At 62.1% G+C, this 14,342-nt stretch carries 16 protein-coding genes; 9 read left to right on the forward strand and 7 right to left on the reverse strand.

The features are described 5' to 3' along the window. Nucleotides 1-3: 3 nt before the first annotated feature. Both AABA34_RS07550 and AABA34_RS07555 read right to left on the reverse strand, forming a co-directional pair. Entirely contained in the window at nt 4-666 is a 663-nt protein-coding gene (locus tag AABA34_RS07550; protein ID WP_338304582.1) for a Crp/Fnr family transcriptional regulator, read from the reverse strand. Nucleotides 667-689: 23 nt separating this feature from the next. Continuing rightward, a complete protein-coding gene (locus tag AABA34_RS07555) occupies nt 690-1,196 on the reverse strand; it encodes a hypothetical protein (RefSeq protein ID WP_338304583.1) in 507 nt (168 codons plus the stop codon). A gap of 218 nt (nt 1,197-1,414) precedes the next feature. Here AABA34_RS07555 and rplU point away from each other — a divergent pair, with 218 nt between their 5' ends. The 4 genes from rplU to AABA34_RS07575 all read left to right on the forward strand — a co-directional run bounded on the left by rplU (nt 1,415) and on the right by AABA34_RS07575 (nt 3,566). Continuing rightward, nucleotides 1,415-1,864, forward strand: a complete 450-nt coding sequence (gene rplU, locus AABA34_RS07560; RefSeq protein ID WP_338304584.1) for a 50S ribosomal protein L21 — start codon at nt 1,415-1,417, stop codon at nt 1,862-1,864. A 13-nt stretch (nt 1,865-1,877) separates the two neighbouring features. Continuing rightward, nucleotides 1,878-2,147, forward strand: coding sequence for a 50S ribosomal protein L27 (gene rpmA / locus AABA34_RS07565; RefSeq protein ID WP_034952804.1), 270 nt, complete (start codon nt 1,878-1,880; stop codon nt 2,145-2,147). 221 nt (nt 2,148-2,368) lie between these two features. Beyond that, nucleotides 2,369-2,914: a GNAT family N-acetyltransferase gene (locus AABA34_RS07570; protein WP_252260417.1), complete on the forward strand. Its 546-nt coding sequence runs from the start codon at nt 2,369-2,371 to the stop codon at nt 2,912-2,914. A 55-nt stretch (nt 2,915-2,969) separates the two neighbouring features. Continuing rightward, complete coding sequence (locus AABA34_RS07575) at nt 2,970-3,566, forward strand: TetR/AcrR family transcriptional regulator (protein WP_252260418.1); 597 nt, start codon at nt 2,970-2,972, stop codon at nt 3,564-3,566. On the opposite strand, the gene ygfZ is transcribed toward AABA34_RS07575, so the two are convergent. Continuing rightward, nucleotides 3,554-4,294 (reverse strand): CAF17-like 4Fe-4S cluster assembly/insertion protein YgfZ, encoded by a 741-nt coding sequence (gene ygfZ, locus AABA34_RS07580; protein ID WP_338304585.1) that lies wholly within the window; start codon nt 4,292-4,294, stop codon nt 3,554-3,556. The genes AABA34_RS07575 and ygfZ overlap by 13 nt on opposite strands. Continuing rightward, complete coding sequence (locus AABA34_RS07585) at nt 4,291-5,193, reverse strand: ATP-grasp domain-containing protein (protein ID WP_338304586.1); 903 nt, start codon at nt 5,191-5,193, stop codon at nt 4,291-4,293. Before AABA34_RS07585 ends, ygfZ begins: the two co-directional genes overlap by 4 nt. Nucleotides 5,194-5,258: 65 nt before the next feature. Between AABA34_RS07585 and pyrC the strand changes: the two genes are divergently transcribed. Continuing rightward, nucleotides 5,259-6,296 (forward strand): dihydroorotase, encoded by a 1,038-nt coding sequence (gene pyrC / locus AABA34_RS07590; protein WP_338304587.1) that lies wholly within the window; start codon nt 5,259-5,261, stop codon nt 6,294-6,296. Here pyrC and rarD read toward each other — a convergent pair. Beyond that, the gene (gene rarD / locus AABA34_RS07595; RefSeq protein WP_338304588.1) at nt 6,293-7,210 is read right to left on the reverse strand and encodes an EamA family transporter RarD; all 918 of its coding nucleotides are present in this window, start codon (nt 7,208-7,210) and stop codon (nt 6,293-6,295) included. The genes pyrC and rarD overlap by 4 nt on opposite strands. Before the next feature lie 364 nt (nt 7,211-7,574). On the opposite strand from rarD, the gene AABA34_RS07600 reads away from it, so the two are divergent. Beyond that, on the forward strand, nt 7,575-8,300 hold the full coding sequence (locus AABA34_RS07600; RefSeq protein ID WP_338304589.1) for a hypothetical protein: 726 nt from the start codon (nt 7,575-7,577) through the stop codon (nt 8,298-8,300). Between the two features lie 5 nt (nt 8,301-8,305). On the opposite strand, the gene astD is transcribed toward AABA34_RS07600, so the two are convergent. Together astD and AABA34_RS07610 are read right to left on the reverse strand one after the other, a co-directional pair. Continuing rightward, complete coding sequence (gene astD / locus AABA34_RS07605) at nt 8,306-9,727, reverse strand: succinylglutamate-semialdehyde dehydrogenase (RefSeq protein ID WP_338304712.1); 1,422 nt, start codon at nt 9,725-9,727, stop codon at nt 8,306-8,308. Between the two features lie 155 nt (nt 9,728-9,882). After that, a complete protein-coding gene (locus AABA34_RS07610; RefSeq protein WP_338304590.1) occupies nt 9,883-11,280 on the reverse strand; it encodes a protein adenylyltransferase SelO family protein in 1,398 nt (465 codons plus the stop codon). 74 nt (nt 11,281-11,354) lie between these two features. Between AABA34_RS07610 and AABA34_RS07615 the strand changes: the two genes are divergently transcribed. The 3 genes from AABA34_RS07615 to AABA34_RS07625 all read left to right on the forward strand — a co-directional run bounded on the left by AABA34_RS07615 (nt 11,355) and on the right by AABA34_RS07625 (nt 14,342). Further along, nucleotides 11,355-12,218 carry an alpha/beta fold hydrolase gene (locus tag AABA34_RS07615; protein ID WP_338304591.1) on the forward strand — a complete coding sequence of 288 codons (864 nt, stop codon included), beginning with the start codon at nt 11,355-11,357 and terminating at the stop codon, nt 12,216-12,218. Nucleotides 12,219-12,228: 10 nt separating this feature from the next. Next, entirely contained in the window at nt 12,229-13,368 is a 1,140-nt protein-coding gene (locus AABA34_RS07620; protein ID WP_338304592.1) for a glycosyltransferase, read from the forward strand. A gap of 185 nt (nt 13,369-13,553) precedes the next feature. Further along, on the forward strand, nt 13,554-14,342 hold the full coding sequence (locus AABA34_RS07625) for a tetratricopeptide repeat protein (RefSeq protein WP_338304593.1): 789 nt from the start codon (nt 13,554-13,556) through the stop codon (nt 14,340-14,342).

Genomic DNA, 14,342 nt, shown 5'->3' on the forward strand with positions numbered 1-14,342 from the left:
CGATCAGCGCCCCGAAATATCCTGTAAAAGCGCGGAATCGACGATTTCGATTCCGCGCTTTCCTTTGCGCACAATCGCCCCGGTGTCTTCGAGTTCGCCAAGCTTGCGGCTGACGGTTTCGATCGTCAGGCCCAGCATGTTGGCGATCTCCCCGCGCGTCAGCGGCAGCTCGAATTCCCGCGCAAGGTGGCACGATGACTGGCTCGCCGCGGCGGCGAAATCGTGCAGCAGCGCCGCCAGACGCGATTCGGCGCTGGCGTGGGCCGTCAGTTCCAGCAGGTTGCGGGTCGCCAGCAGGTCTTCCTGGCTGCGACGCAGAAGCGCGCGGGCAAGGGCGGGATAATCATCGATCGCGCGTTCGATGTCGCCGCGCGCGAAGGTGCAAAGCTTGCTCTCGGTCAGCGCGACAACGTCATGATGGGCGAAAGGCGCGAACAGTTCTCCGATGAACCCGGCCGGATGCACCAGCGCAAGAATCTGCTCGTTCCCGTCCTGATCATAGGCCGACACCTTGAGCGCGCCGCTAACCAATGTGGCGCAGGCTGCATCCTCGTCACCGGCCGCGAAGAGCATTTCGCCGCGCTTGATCGTGCGGGTGCGCCCGGCAGCAGCCAGTGCTTCGCGCTCCTCTTCGGTAAGGACCGAACAGGCTGCGGTCTCCTTCACCGGGCATGACTCGCACGCGAGGTTCATCCATCAATCTCCGACCAGAGTGCGTCCAGGATCAAATCCTGATCCGCCACCAATTTCTTGACCTCGACCTGCGCCGACCTGATCGCGTCGACCGGAGCAAATTGAGTTGCGGCCTCGACCTCCATCCGATCGAGTTCAGCCAGCGCGATCGCGGTTTCACTGTGTAGTGACGTAAGGTTTGCCATGGCGATCAGCGCCTGTGCCCGATTGTTGCTTTCCGGTCCGCCACCGCGCGCGGCATCCACCAATGCGGCGGCTTGTGGCCGAGCGCCAAGGAAACGCGCATGCATCGACTGCGCTGAAAGCAGGGCCGTGTCGATTGATTCGATGGTCTGTGATGAAAGAGCAGGTGCAACCGGCTGGCTTGCAGGGGAAAGGTTGCCTGCCACCCGTTCCGCATCACGTATCGCCAGCGAAGGATAGGCATCGCTGCTGCCAGCACATCCGGCAAGCGCGGTGCAGGCAAGTCCAGACAGGGCAAAGGCGGCTTTAAAGCTATTCATGATCCCGCGTCCTGTTATCATGACGCAGCCGAGTGGCAAACCCACCTTACGCAAACCACCCTTTGCGAAAATGTCACAAGTCGAGCGTTGACTTGCTGCCGCCTTTCCCTTAACGGCACGCTTCTTTCCGGCGCTGCAAGTTCGCGGCGCTGCACTGCCGTTCGGCTGGCGCGAGGTTGCACCAGTCCGGGCACAGCACGAGACAGAGAGTTTTAGCCATGTTCGCGATAGTGCGCACGGGCGGCAAGCAATATCGGGTTGCCGCCGGAGACAAAATTGCCGTTGAAAAGCTCGCAGGCGAAGCCGGCGACACGATTACGCTGGGCGATGTCCTGCTGGCAGGGGAAGGCGACACCGTCGCTGACGCTTCCAAGGTCACCGTTTCGGCGGAAATCATCGCCCAGGCGAAGAGCGAGAAGGTCGTCGTTTTCAAGAAGCGTCGCCGTCACAACTATCGCCGCAAGAACGGCCATCGCCAGCAGATGACCCTGCTGCGCATCACCGACGTCGGCACCGGCGCGGCGAAGAAGGCTGCTCCTGCAAAGAAGGAAGCCGCTGCCAAGGCGGAAGCCGAAGCTGCACCGGCCAAAAAGCCCGCAGCCAAGAAAGCACCGGCCAAGAAGGCACCGGCCAAGAAGGCCGCGCCCAAGGCTGACGAAGCCAAGTAAGGACTAGAGAACCATGGCACATAAAAAAGCAGGCGGTTCATCGCGTAACGGTCGCGACTCAGTCGGTCGTCGCCTTGGTGTGAAGAAGTTCGGCGGTCAGGACGTGATCGGCGGCAACATCATCGTGCGTCAGCGCGGCACCAAATTCTATCCGGGCACCAATGTCGGCATGGGCAAGGACCACACCCTGTTCGCGCTCGCGAATGGCGTGGTGCGATTCCACAAGGGCAAGCTTGGCCGCAAATACGTGTCGGTAGACATGATTGCGGAAGCAGCCGAATAACCGGACGGTTCATGAAAAGGATCGTCCACCGGGGCGGTCCAGGCCGGACATCTGATCCGGCAGCGTAGAGGGAGAAGGGCCACCTCGGTTTAGCCGGGGGAGTGCCGTCTCCCTCTTCTCGTATCTCCCTCGAAACCGGCCATCGAATCATTTTGTTTCGTGGCCATGAAATTGTCATGCGCAGGCCTTATCGGCGGCGCGGGGCGAGAGAGGGATTGCTCGTGTTCCATCGTAGCGAAAGATTGCTGTTAAGACCGATTTGGCCTGAAGACTGGCAGGGTGTCCTGTCAGGTATCGCCGATGAAGGCGTCGTGCGTAATCTCGCAAGGGCGCCGTGGCCGTACAGTGAACAGGATGCGCGCGAATTTACGGCCTTGCCGATTGCGCCGCTGCACCCGCGTTTTCTGATCACCCGTGCCCGTGACGCAGCGGTGATCGGATGCATCGGGATCGATCCGGTTCCGGGTGAAGCCGATGCGATTGAGATCGGATACTGGATCGCTCGCCCGCATTGGGGGCAGGGCTATGCCACGGAGGCAGGGCGCGCCGTGATCGAGATCGCGCGTACGCTCGGCTATGCCCGGCTGTATGGCTCGCATTTCCTCGACAATCCCGCATCGGGAAAGGTTCTGAGCAAGTTGGGTTTCGAGCCCACCGGAAGGGTTGTGGAACGCCATTCCTGTGGACGCGGTGAAAAGGCGCAAACGGCTGAATATTCGCTTGAATTGATCGAAAGCGACAGGTTGGGCGCTGTCTGCGCCGCCTGAACGGATTGGCCGCTTGCTTGTGAGCGGCGGCCAATTCGACTATTCGCCCTGCGCAATGAAAAGTCGCAAGAGATTAAGTCCCGAGGAATCGCGCAGCTCCGCGCTCGAAGCGGCCCGTGGGCTGCTGATCGAAACCGGCCCGCAATCGGTGACGCTGAAAGCGGTCGCCACCCGGATCGGGCGCACTCACGCTAATCTGCTGCATCACTTCGGTTCGGCATCGGGCCTGCAACGGGCATTGGCGGAGCATCTCGCGCGCACGGTCTGCGACACGATCCGCGAAGCCGTTCATGCGAGCCGCGCAGGACTGGGTTCGGCGCGTGAGGTGGTGGATCTCGCGTTCGACGCGTTTGACCGCGAAGGGGCGGGCGCGCTCACCAGCTGGATGCTGCTGACCGGGAATGAGGACGCGCTCAATCCGATCATCACCACGATTCACCAACTGGTTGACGAAATCGCGCCCGAAGAAGCCGGGCACAATGACGATCCCAAGCATGTCCACAAGGACACGCTCAGCCTCGTCCTTCTGGCATTGGGCGACGCGCTGATCGGCGCGGCGCTGGCGAATTCGCTGGGTCTGCCGCGCGACACCGCGCGAGAGCGGGCAGCGGCCAATCTCGAAGCTTCAATGGCAGAACACTACGGCGCCTGATCGGTCAGCGCGGCGCGCAGCCATTCCGGTTGCGTGGCGGGGTCAATGTCGCTCACCCGCAAGTGATCCACTGCCAAGCCGAATTCAGGATAGGCGACACGCTGTCTTGCGGGGTCAGACTGGTCGAGGGGCACCACCACCAGCCGCCGGTTGACCTTTTGCCGCCAGTTCATCCGCGCGGTGTTCTCCTGCCCGACATAGCAGCCCTTGGTGAAGCTGACGCCGTTCAACTCGACTGCGTTGGTTTCGAGCCAGAGGATGTCTCCGAGTTCGGCGCGACCTTCGGGCACGCCAAGCGCAAGGCGACGGGTCAAATAGGCAGCGTCGCCGCTGTCTCCGGCCTCAGCAGAGGCAATCCGCCGATTGCCGAGCGCCGGAAGGCGCGGATCGGGCGAAAAGCCGTCCTGCGGTTCTGCCGACCAGTATAGGCTCAGGCTGTCATCGCGGGCGATCTCGATCTTGCGACGCAGGCGATAGAGCGAAAGCCGTTTGACCAGCTCGTCCGCCACCGCCGCTTCACAATCGATCAGCAGGGTGCCATCGCCGCCATCCCAGACGAGGAAATCGAACATCGCCTTGCCCTGCGCGGAAAGCAGCGCGGCATAGATGGGAAGAGGGCCGCTCACGTCATTGGTGATGAGCCCTTGCAGAAAGTCGCGCACATCCTCGGTCGGATCAAGCGGACTCAGCCCGATAATGGCGCGGGAATTCAATTGGGTGGCGGTCATACATCCAGTCTCTTTGCAACTGCGCGGGCAAGCCGCTCTCCCAATTGCGGACCCTGCACAGGGTAGAGATAGGGTTCGATCATCTCCGCTTCCATCACCATCAGGCGATTGTCCTGCGCCCGCAGCATGTCGATCCGCGCATAGAGCGGCGTTTCGAACGGCAGCGCGTCGAGGATCGCGCTTGCCGCGGCGGTTTGTCCGGCATCAGGCTCGAACGCGGTTTCCACCCCGCCATACAGCGACTGGATGCGATAATCGCCGCTGGCCGGGCGCTTCACCAGCGCATGGCTCAATTCGCCGTCGATAAAGATGAAACTGAGCTCCCCCTCTTCCGCGATCGCGGGAAGGAACGGCTGAACCATCGCCGGATGGCCGAATCGCCAAGCGGGATCGGGCAAATCGTCACGGTGGACCAGAACCTGTCCCAGCGCGCCTGCTCCAACCTGCCGCTTGACCACCAATCTGTCGCACTCAAAGGCCTTGAACGCGTCTTCAATGTCGCTCAGCCCCACGTCTGTAAGCCACAGCGTCGGGATCGTGGCGGCACCTTGCTCTGCCAGATCGCGCAAATACGTCTTCTGGATGTTCCACCGCACCAGATCTGGAGGGTTGCACACCTTGATCCCGATCGCGGCGAGTTCGTCCAGCCGGGCAAGAAATGCGTCAGCCTTGTCCTGATAATTCCAGGATGTGCCCAGCAGCACGAGGTCAACACCGGCGAAATCTGCGATGGGGGCTTCCCAGTCGATCACCTTCAGGTCCAACCCGGCAGCCTCGAACGCCGGGGCGAGGGCTGCAATCATCAGATCATGTTCGAACGCGTCGCCGCGTCTTTCGCCGATCCCGCCAAAGTGCAGGGGCAGGGTGGTTTCGCAGGCGAGGAATCCGACAGTTTTCATGCGCGTCGCCATATTCGTGTGCGCCGGGGCTGGAAAGGGCCGAGATGCAGGATTAAGGCGCTGGCATGACCAACACGCTGACGATCCGCCGCCCTGACGACTGGCACCTGCATTTCCGCGACGGGGAGGTGATGCGCGGCGTCGTTCCCTACACCGCGCGCCAGTTTGCCCGTGCGATTGTGATGCCTAATCTGACACCGCCGGTCACGACGACAGAACTGGCTGCGGCCTATCGCGAGCGGATCCTTGCGGCAGTGCCGGAAGGGGTCGATTTTACGCCGCTGATGACCTGTTACCTCACAGATGCGACCGATCCGGATGATCTGGCGCGGGGGGCGAATGCAGGGGTGTTTACGGCTGCCAAGCTGTATCCGGCCAACGCCACCACCAATTCGGCCAGCGGTGTCACCAATGTCGAAACGATCTATCCTGTGCTTGAGCGCATGGAGGCAGAGGGGATCGTGCTTTGCATCCATGGCGAAGTGACCGATGCCGATATCGACGTGTTCGACCGCGAAGCGGAATTTATCGAGCGGCACCTGCGCGCAATCGTTGCCAATTTCCCTAAGCTGAAAGTGGTGTTCGAACACATCACCACCTCCGATGCGGTGGAATTCGTCAAAGCGTCGGGGCCGAATGTCGCTGCGACAATCACGCCGCAGCATCTCCATATCAATCGCAACGCAATGTTGGTGGGCGGTATCCAGCCGCACAATTACTGCCTGCCCGTGGCCAAGCGCGAGACGCATCGGCTGGCCTTGCGCGCGGCGGCGACGAGCGGGAGTGCAAAGTTCTTCCTCGGCACCGACAGCGCGCCGCATCTGCGCGGGGACAAGGAAAGCGCATGCGGTTGCGCCGGGATTTTCGGTGCTCCCTATGCCCTCGAAAGCTATGTCACCGTATTCGATCAGGAAGGCGCGCTGGAGCATTTCGAAGGCTTTGCCTCGCTTCACGGGCCTGCCTTTTATGGTCTGCCTGTCAACGAAAGCAGCGTGACGTTGGAGCGGGCCGAGGTGCAGGTTCCGGCGGAACTGGAACTGGCCGGATCGACGATTGTGCCATGGCACGGCGGCCAGACGATCGGCTGGCGTTTCGCGGGTTAGGCAACTGCGGCGGCTTTCGCGCGCTTGGTGCGTGCCCAAAGATCGCCGACAAAGATCGCGACAGCAATCCAGATCAGGATGAAGCTTCCGAGCTGAACCGGGCGAAGCTGCTGGCCGAACACCGTGAGGCCCAGAATGAACACGATGGTGGGCGCCAGATACTGGATGAAGCCCAGCGTCGAATAGTTCATCCGCCGTGCCGCTATCGCGAACAGCAACAACGGTACTGCCGTCACCACGCCGGAAAACACGATTGAGAGGCTGAGAAGCCAGTCCTTGCCGAAAGATGGCCCGGCCGGGCTCGCCGCATACCATCCGGCAATGGCGATAGCGGCCGGCAGCAGGATCGCGCTTTCGATGGTCAGTCCCGGCAGCGATCCGACATCAACCTGTTTGCGAACAATGCCATAAAGGCCAAAACTGCAACCGAGTGTGAGGCTGATCCAAAGCGTCGTGACCGCTCCTGCCGACAGCAGGGCAACGCCGCTGGCGGCAACTGCGACGGCGAGCCATTGCCATTTGGTCAGCCGTTCTCCGAGCAGCAGAGTGCCGAGCAGCACGTTGATCAAGGGGTTGAGATAATATCCAAGGCTCGCCGCATAGACCTGGTTCTCCATAATCGCCCAGATATAGACGAACCAGTTGATCGCGATCAGCACCGCGCTCGCCAGAAGCGCCAGCATGGTGCGCGGATTGGTAAGCGCAGCCCTCAATGCCGGGAACTGGCGCCGCAATGCCACGATGATCAGGCAGAACGGCAAGGTCCAGATGATCCGCCAGCCGACGAATTCGAACGGTGGAACGGCAGTGACTAGCAACAGGTAAAGCGGCAGGAAGCCCCAGATGATGTAAGCGCCCAAGGCCGCAGGGAGGCCAGATGGTTCGGCCGGGGAATTGGACGAGGCGCTGTTCATGGGAGAGAGCGCACTAGGCCGCCCCGCCGGGAAGCGCAAGCGCGCTCGCAACAGGGTTGGTCGGTCAGATTTCTCGCATGAAAGATGAACGAAAGCTAACCATCCGCTCGCTCATCATTCAGGTTTACACATCTAATAATGAACGCAAGGGGTGAGGAGCAGGCATGGTTACGACCATCTCTGCGTCCTTGCCGAGGATTGATCTGTCTTGAGTCGCTTCCACCAGGCGGCTCCGGCACGGCTCCCACCAGCCGTGGAAAGCGCTCTCATCTCTCGCAAGAGGCATGGGGGCGTTTTCATTTCCGGCGACCGGTCGTGCCTCTGTGAGAATGAAAATTAACCAAAGCAGGCTAAAGCGCGAGCCATGCAAGGTCGCCTTCTTCTCTCCTTTGTCACGGCAATTGCCTGTGTCCTTCCTACCGCCTGCAGCGAGCCGGAAAGCGAAGCTGCCGCGCCTGAGGTTCTCGGCAGTGATCCGCTGCTGGCCCGTGCGCTCAATGATCCGTTGATGGTCGATCCCGATCTGTCATGGCGCAACGAAGCCAATGCTGTGATCGCGATCCGCGACGGCCACCCTTTGCCACCCTTCGACGCGCGCGACGATGCGCGCCAGAGGGCGCGCGATGCAGGGCGGCTGGAATTGCTGGAGAACGGGCAGATCCCGGCACTGCCCCCGGCATCCGGCGGGCAGGGCAATGCCTCGCTCGCAGACCTCACCACCGCTGGCGAAATCATCCGGGCGGTGGGTAGCCGCGAAGACTGCATCGATGATCTGACGGCCGACATCACCTGGTCGACCGGCCTTCCGCCGACGTCCTCCGTCATGCCGCATGGCATGGTGCGGCAGGCTGCGGGCGTGGATCAGGGCACTTGCGTGATACGCGTCGTTCGATACCTCACGCCGGTCGCGCCGGAAGACGCGCTCGAATACCATTTTGCCAAGGCCGACCGCGCGCGTTTCCGTATCGAACGCTTTGCCGCGCCCGAAGCGCAATTGCGGGCGGAGCGGCGTGATCAGGAAATCGCCGTTCACGTCCGGCCCGGACCGGGCGGCATGACGGCGGTGGATGTCGTCCACTGGCGCAAATAGCGCCGCTATTCCTTCAAACCGACTTCGATATTCGCGCGCGGCTGGTCCATTTCGGTGCTGGCCACCGGATAGGCGCAATAGTCTGCGGCGTAATAGGCAGCGGGCCGGTGATTGCCCGACAATCCGATGCCGCCAAACGGCGCGGTTGAGGATGCGCCGTTGGTGGGCCGGTTCCAGTTGATGATCCCGGCACGGACATTGGCCCAGAACCGCCCGTAATCATCGGGCGAGCCGCCAATCAGCGAAGCCGAAAGGCCGAAACGGGTGTTGTTGGCTTCCGCAATCGCCGCGTCGAGATCGGGGACGCGGATGACCTGAAGCAGCGGCCCGAACAATTCGACATCGGGGCGATCGGGAATGTCAGTCGTGTCGATGATGCCGGGTGTCAGAAATGGCCGATCCGGGTCGACCCGCCGCATCGGCAGCAACGCCCGGCCTCCTGCGGTCAACAGCGCGAGGAAGCTTTCCGTCAGGCGATCCGCCGTATCGTTGTCGATCACCGGCCCCATGAACGGTGCCGGATCGGCAAAGGGTTCCGCGACGATCAGCTTGCGCGCCATCGGGATCAGTTCGGCCATGAGTTCGTCATAGACGCTGTTCTTCACCACCAGCCTGCGCGCGGCGGTGCAACGTTGCCCGGCGGTGGTGAAGGCGCTCTGGATGACGAGCGTCGCCGCTTCCTTCATCCTTGGCGTTTCGATCACCACGATCGGGTTGTTGCCGCCCATTTCCAGCGCGACGATCTTGCCCGGATTGGCCGCCAGCTTGCGATTGATCGCGATCCCGGCCTGTGCCGAACCGGTGAACAGCACGCCATCGACACCGGGGTGCGCGACCAGTTCCTTGCCTTCGTCAGGGCCGCCGATCACCAGTTGCATGGTGTCTTCGGGCGCGCCGCTGCGCTTCCAGCATTCGAGCAGCGCCGCGCCGACGGCCGGGGTTTTCTCCGAAGGTTTGAACAGCACGACATTGCCCGCGATCAGCGCCGGGATCATGTGGCCGTTGGGCAGGTGTGCGGGGAAATTATAGGGGCCAAGCACGGCCATCACGCCATGCGGCTTGTGCCGGACTGCGGTGCTGCCCTGAAGCGCGCTGTCGAGCTTTTTCTTGCCGGTGCGTTCGGCATAGGCCTGCACCGAGATATCGACCTTCGCCACCACCGCATCGACTTCGGTGCGCGCTTCCCACAGGGGTTTGCCCGTTTCGCGGGCGATCAGTTCGGCCAGCACTTCGGCGTCATGGCGCACTTCGTTGGCGAAACGGCGGGCGATTTCGATCCGGTTGCCCAGCGCCAGCGCGGCCCAGGCCGGCCATGCGCGGCGGGCGCGGCTGACGGCCTCGCTGACATTGCCATGTTCGCCACGCCACACCTCTTCGCCGGTTGCGGGCGCGTATGAAACGAGAGTGCTGTTCGTCATGTGGCGGATCTGCCCGTGTCAAAGCCTCACAGTAATTGGCGAGAGACTGACCGTCTTACGCCCCCCAAGCCAAAACCGTTACAGAGGGAGGCGCGCATTTCATAGAGGCAATGCGGCGCTTACGCCCTGCGTTTGCCCCCGGTTGATTGCGTAATCGGGTGCGATCAGGCGTGTCCCGCCGGTTTAGGGGGCGCGCCGTGGGCTTCACCCATGCGGCGAAGGGCGGCCACCTTGTCCATCAGGGGCTGCCAATCGTCGCTTTCGTCAATCGCGGACCAGATCGCTTCGACTTCGTCGATGACCATGGATTGGGGCGCGGCGTCACTCCAGTATTCGTGCGCGTCCTCGACTGCAGTGTAATCCGCCAGAGCATCGCCAAGCTCACCCGAGGCATCGCGCCCACCGCGATGCGCGAAGAAGAATGCGTCGGGTTGCGCCTTGCTTTCGCGCATCATCTTTTCGCAGACCGACACCAACTGCGAATCCTCCTCCAGCCCGCGCGGCTCCACCCCCAGACGCCAGCACCACCGCCGCGCCACCGCTTCCATGTAAAGCGGCCCGAACCGTTCCAGCGCGAACACCAATGGCTTGGTATCGGCAAGCAGGCGAAGCGCGACCGCGAATTGCCCGCAATTCCAGTGCAGCGCCTCCGGCTGGCGACCAAATGCATAAAGGCCGCCATGGTCGAAATAGGCGGCGGTGAAGGACGGGTCCCATTCCGGCAGCCAGCGCCACGGGCCATAGTCGAAGCTTTCGCCGGTGATATTCATATTGTCGGTGTTGAGCACCCCGTGAACGAACCCTGCGACCATGTAGCTGGCGGCAAGATCAGCCATCCGCTCGACGACATTATGCATCAGCATCACCGCCGGCTCATCGCGCCCCGGCGCATCTTCCGGCGGGGGCGGGCCGGGAAAATGTTCGAGGCAATAGGCGATCAACGCCTCCATGTGATCGGGCTCCTCCAGAGCAAGCAGGCGCTGGAACGTGCCGATGCGGATGTGCGAATGCGATAGCCGCACCATCACGGCAGATCGGGTGGGCGATGGTTCGTCATCGCGCATCAGATTTTCGCCCGTCTCGATTACGGAAAAGGTCTTCGACGTGTTGACGCCCAGCGCCTCCAGCATTTCCGTGGCGAGGATTTCGCGCACCGCGCCCTTCAGCGTCAGCCGCCCGTCGCCTGCGCGGCTGTAGGGGGTCTGGCCTGACCCTTTGGTGCCGAGGTCCATCAGCCTTCCGGCCTGATCCCGCATCTGCGCGAACAGGAACCCGCGACCGTCACCAATCTGCGGATTGTAAACGCGGAACTGGTGGCCGTGATATTTGAGGGCGAGGGGGCGGGGCAGATTGCCTTCGAGCGGAGCAAAGCGACCGAAGTGGCGCGTCCAATCCTCATCCGAAAGAGCGTCCAGACCCACGCTTGCGGCGGCACGATCATTGCGAAAGCGCAGGCGCGTTTCAGGGAAGTCGGCGGCATCCACCGGCGCTCCCAGCCAATCGGCCAGCGTGGTAATCGCCTTATCGGCGCGGTATTTGGCTGCTTGCGGTTCTTCGCTCATCCCGCGATAGTGGGGGCAAGGGATCGTCTGCGCAACCACGCAGGCACATGACAGACCGGGGAATTTTGCCGCTGATGGCCACTACATACGAAGACAGGCACTGGACGAGCGCGGACGGCCTGTCGCTTTACTACAGGGATTATCCGGGGCCGGATGGCTATGACGGGCCGCCGGTGCTGTGCATGCACGGGCTGACACGCAATTCGCGCGATTTTGCCGATCTGGCCGCGCATATCGCAGAAGCCCGACGCGTGATCGTTCCGGAAATGCGCGGACGCGGGCAAAGCGATTACGCGCCTGATTCCGCGACCTACAATCCGCTGCAATATGTGGCCGATGTCGAAAAGCTGCTGGAAGAGCAGGGCATCGACAAATTCATCGCGGTGGGCACGTCGATGGGCGGGCTGATGACGATGCTGCTTGCCGCGGCAAAGCCCGGACGGATCGTCGCGGTGGTGATGAATGATATCGGGCCGGAGATTAATCCTGCCGGGATTGACCGGATCACCGGCTATGTCGGGCAGGGGCGCAGCTATCCCACATGGGTCCATGCGGCACGATCATTGGGCGATGTCCATTCCGTCGCGTTTCCCGATTACGATCTCGACATGTGGCTGGAAATGGCGAAGCGGACGATGATCGTAACCCAGAACGGGCGCATCAGCTATGATTACGACATGGCGATTGCCGAACCGTTCAAGCAACCGGGCGGCGCGGCTCCGGCCAATCTGTGGGCCGCATATGAGGCATTGCGCGATGTCCCGATGGTGCTGGTGCGCGGCGAATTGTCCGATTTGCTGACCCCTGAAACGGTTGAGCAAATGGCGGTAAAGAACCCCGCGATGACGAGCGTCACCGTGCCGCGTGTCGGCCATGCCCCGACGCTCGATGAACCCGAAGCGCGCGCGGCCATCGACGCGCTGCTCGCAAAGATTTGAAGGCATTTCGATGACTGACCGGGGGAGCGTTCCCAAGGTGCTGCATTGCCATTCGACCTTCGCGGCCGGGGGCAAGGAACTGCGTGCCGTTCACCTGATGAACGCCTTTGGCGCAGAGTTGGATCATACCATCGTTTCGGGCGAACCGGACAATCTGGCGGCAAAGGATCACATCGCGCGCGGCGTGCGCTATCGCATCGCCAGCGATTTTCCTTCGCTAACCGGATTGCCCACGCCGGGGCGGCTGGTTGCCATTGCACAGGCGATGAAGCCTTATGATCTGGTGCTGACCTACAACTGGGGTGCGATGGATGTCGTCATGGCGCACACGGTGTTTGCCGATGCGCTGGGCCTGCCGCCGCTGATCCACCATGAAGACGGCTTCAACGAAGATGAAGTCGACGGGCTGAAATCTCGCCGCAACTGGTATCGCCGCATCGCGCTTGGCCGCACGCATGCGCTGGTGGTGCCGAGCCGCGTGCTGGAAGCGATCGCGCTCGATAAATGGAAACAGCCGCGCGCCCGCATCCAACGTATCCCGAACGGCATCGACACCGCCGCTTTCGCCACCAAGCCCAAGACCGCCGGTTTCCGTGTGGTGAAGCGCGAGGGTGAGCTTTGGGTCGGCACGCTTGCCGGACTGCGGCCCGTCAAACAATTGCCGATGCTGGTGCAAGCCTTCGCCGCATTGCCCGATCATTGGCAGCTTGTGATTCTTGGTGAAGGCCCTGAGCGCGAAGCGATACAAGCTGCCGCCGACTCGCTCGAAATCAGCCACCGGCTGCATTTACCGGGCGCCGTCGCCAATCCCGCCGATGTTGTCGGGCTGTTCGACATTTTTGCTCTATCTTCGAAGAGCGAGCAGTTCCCGCTGTCCGTGGTCGAAGCCATGGCGGCAGGCTTGCCCGTCGCCGCGCCCGATGTGGGTGATATCAAATCGATCGTCTCGGAGGAGAACCGCCCCTTCATTTCCGTGCGCGATGATGCGCAGGCGCTGGCAGCGATGCTCAAGGAACTTGCGGAAAGAGACGATTTGCGTGCTTCGGTCGGAGCCGCGAACCGCGCGAAGGCAAGTGCGCAATTCGATCAGGCGGCGATGATCGAAGCCTATCGCAAATTGTACTGGGGCGCGCTGGAGCAGGGGCGTTGAACGCGCGCTTCACCCGAGGTTCAACTGGCAATCGGCATTTCCGGCTTTAATGGCGATTGATGGCATGAACGGCGGCGCAAATGCACAGCACGGTGACTGTGGATGCCAGCGGCATTGCGCCCGGCCCCGGCCCTGCCTAAAGAGCGGCGCAAAGCTTTCGCAATTGTAACGAGGAACAGTGCCCCGTGGCGCGCAACCCGACTGAACTGCCCAAGGACGAACAGCCCACCGGCCCCTCGCGCGAGGATGAAATCCTCATGCGTGAAATCGATGAGGCCGTGCGCCAGGACGATGCCGCGCAATTCTTCAAGAAATACGGCGCCGCGCTAGGCGGGGCCTTCGCCGTGTTGCTGGTTGCCATGTTCGGATACTGGTATTGGGACAGCAACCGCGAGGCGGAACTGGAACGCCAATCCGAAGCGATCATCAGCGCGCTCGATTCCGTCGATGCCAATGATTTCGCGGGCGCATCGGAGAAAGTTGCCGGACTGGTCGAGGATGGATCGCCCGGCGCGCGTACCGTCGCTCGCTTCCTTCAGGCAGGTGCGGCGCTGGAACAGGGCGAAACCGCGCGCGCTGTCGAACTTTATGCCGCAGTCGTCGCCGACACCGACGCTCCGCAGCCGCTGCGCGATCTGGCGCTGATCCGCGAGGTTTCGGCCAATTTCGATGATCGCGAACCGGCGGATATCATCGTCAAGCTTGAGCCGCTGGCTGTGCCCGGCAATGAATTCTTCGGCAGCGCGGGCGAACTCGTCGCCATCGCACATCTTGAAGCGGGCAACCGCGACCGTGCGGGCGCATTGTTTGCAGAGATTGCCAAGGATGAGGACATGCCCGAAACGCTGCGTTCGCGCGCGCGCCAGATGGCAGGTCTGTTGGGGGTCGATGCGATTGAAGATGTCGAGCAATTGCTCGAAGAAGAGGGCGGATTGCCGGGCGAAGGGGCGCTCCCGGTGGCACTGCCACAATAA

It is taken from the genome of Erythrobacter sp. Dej080120_24 (assembly GCF_036322605.1).
Lineage (GTDB): Bacteria > Pseudomonadota > Alphaproteobacteria > Sphingomonadales > Sphingomonadaceae > Erythrobacter > Erythrobacter aurantius.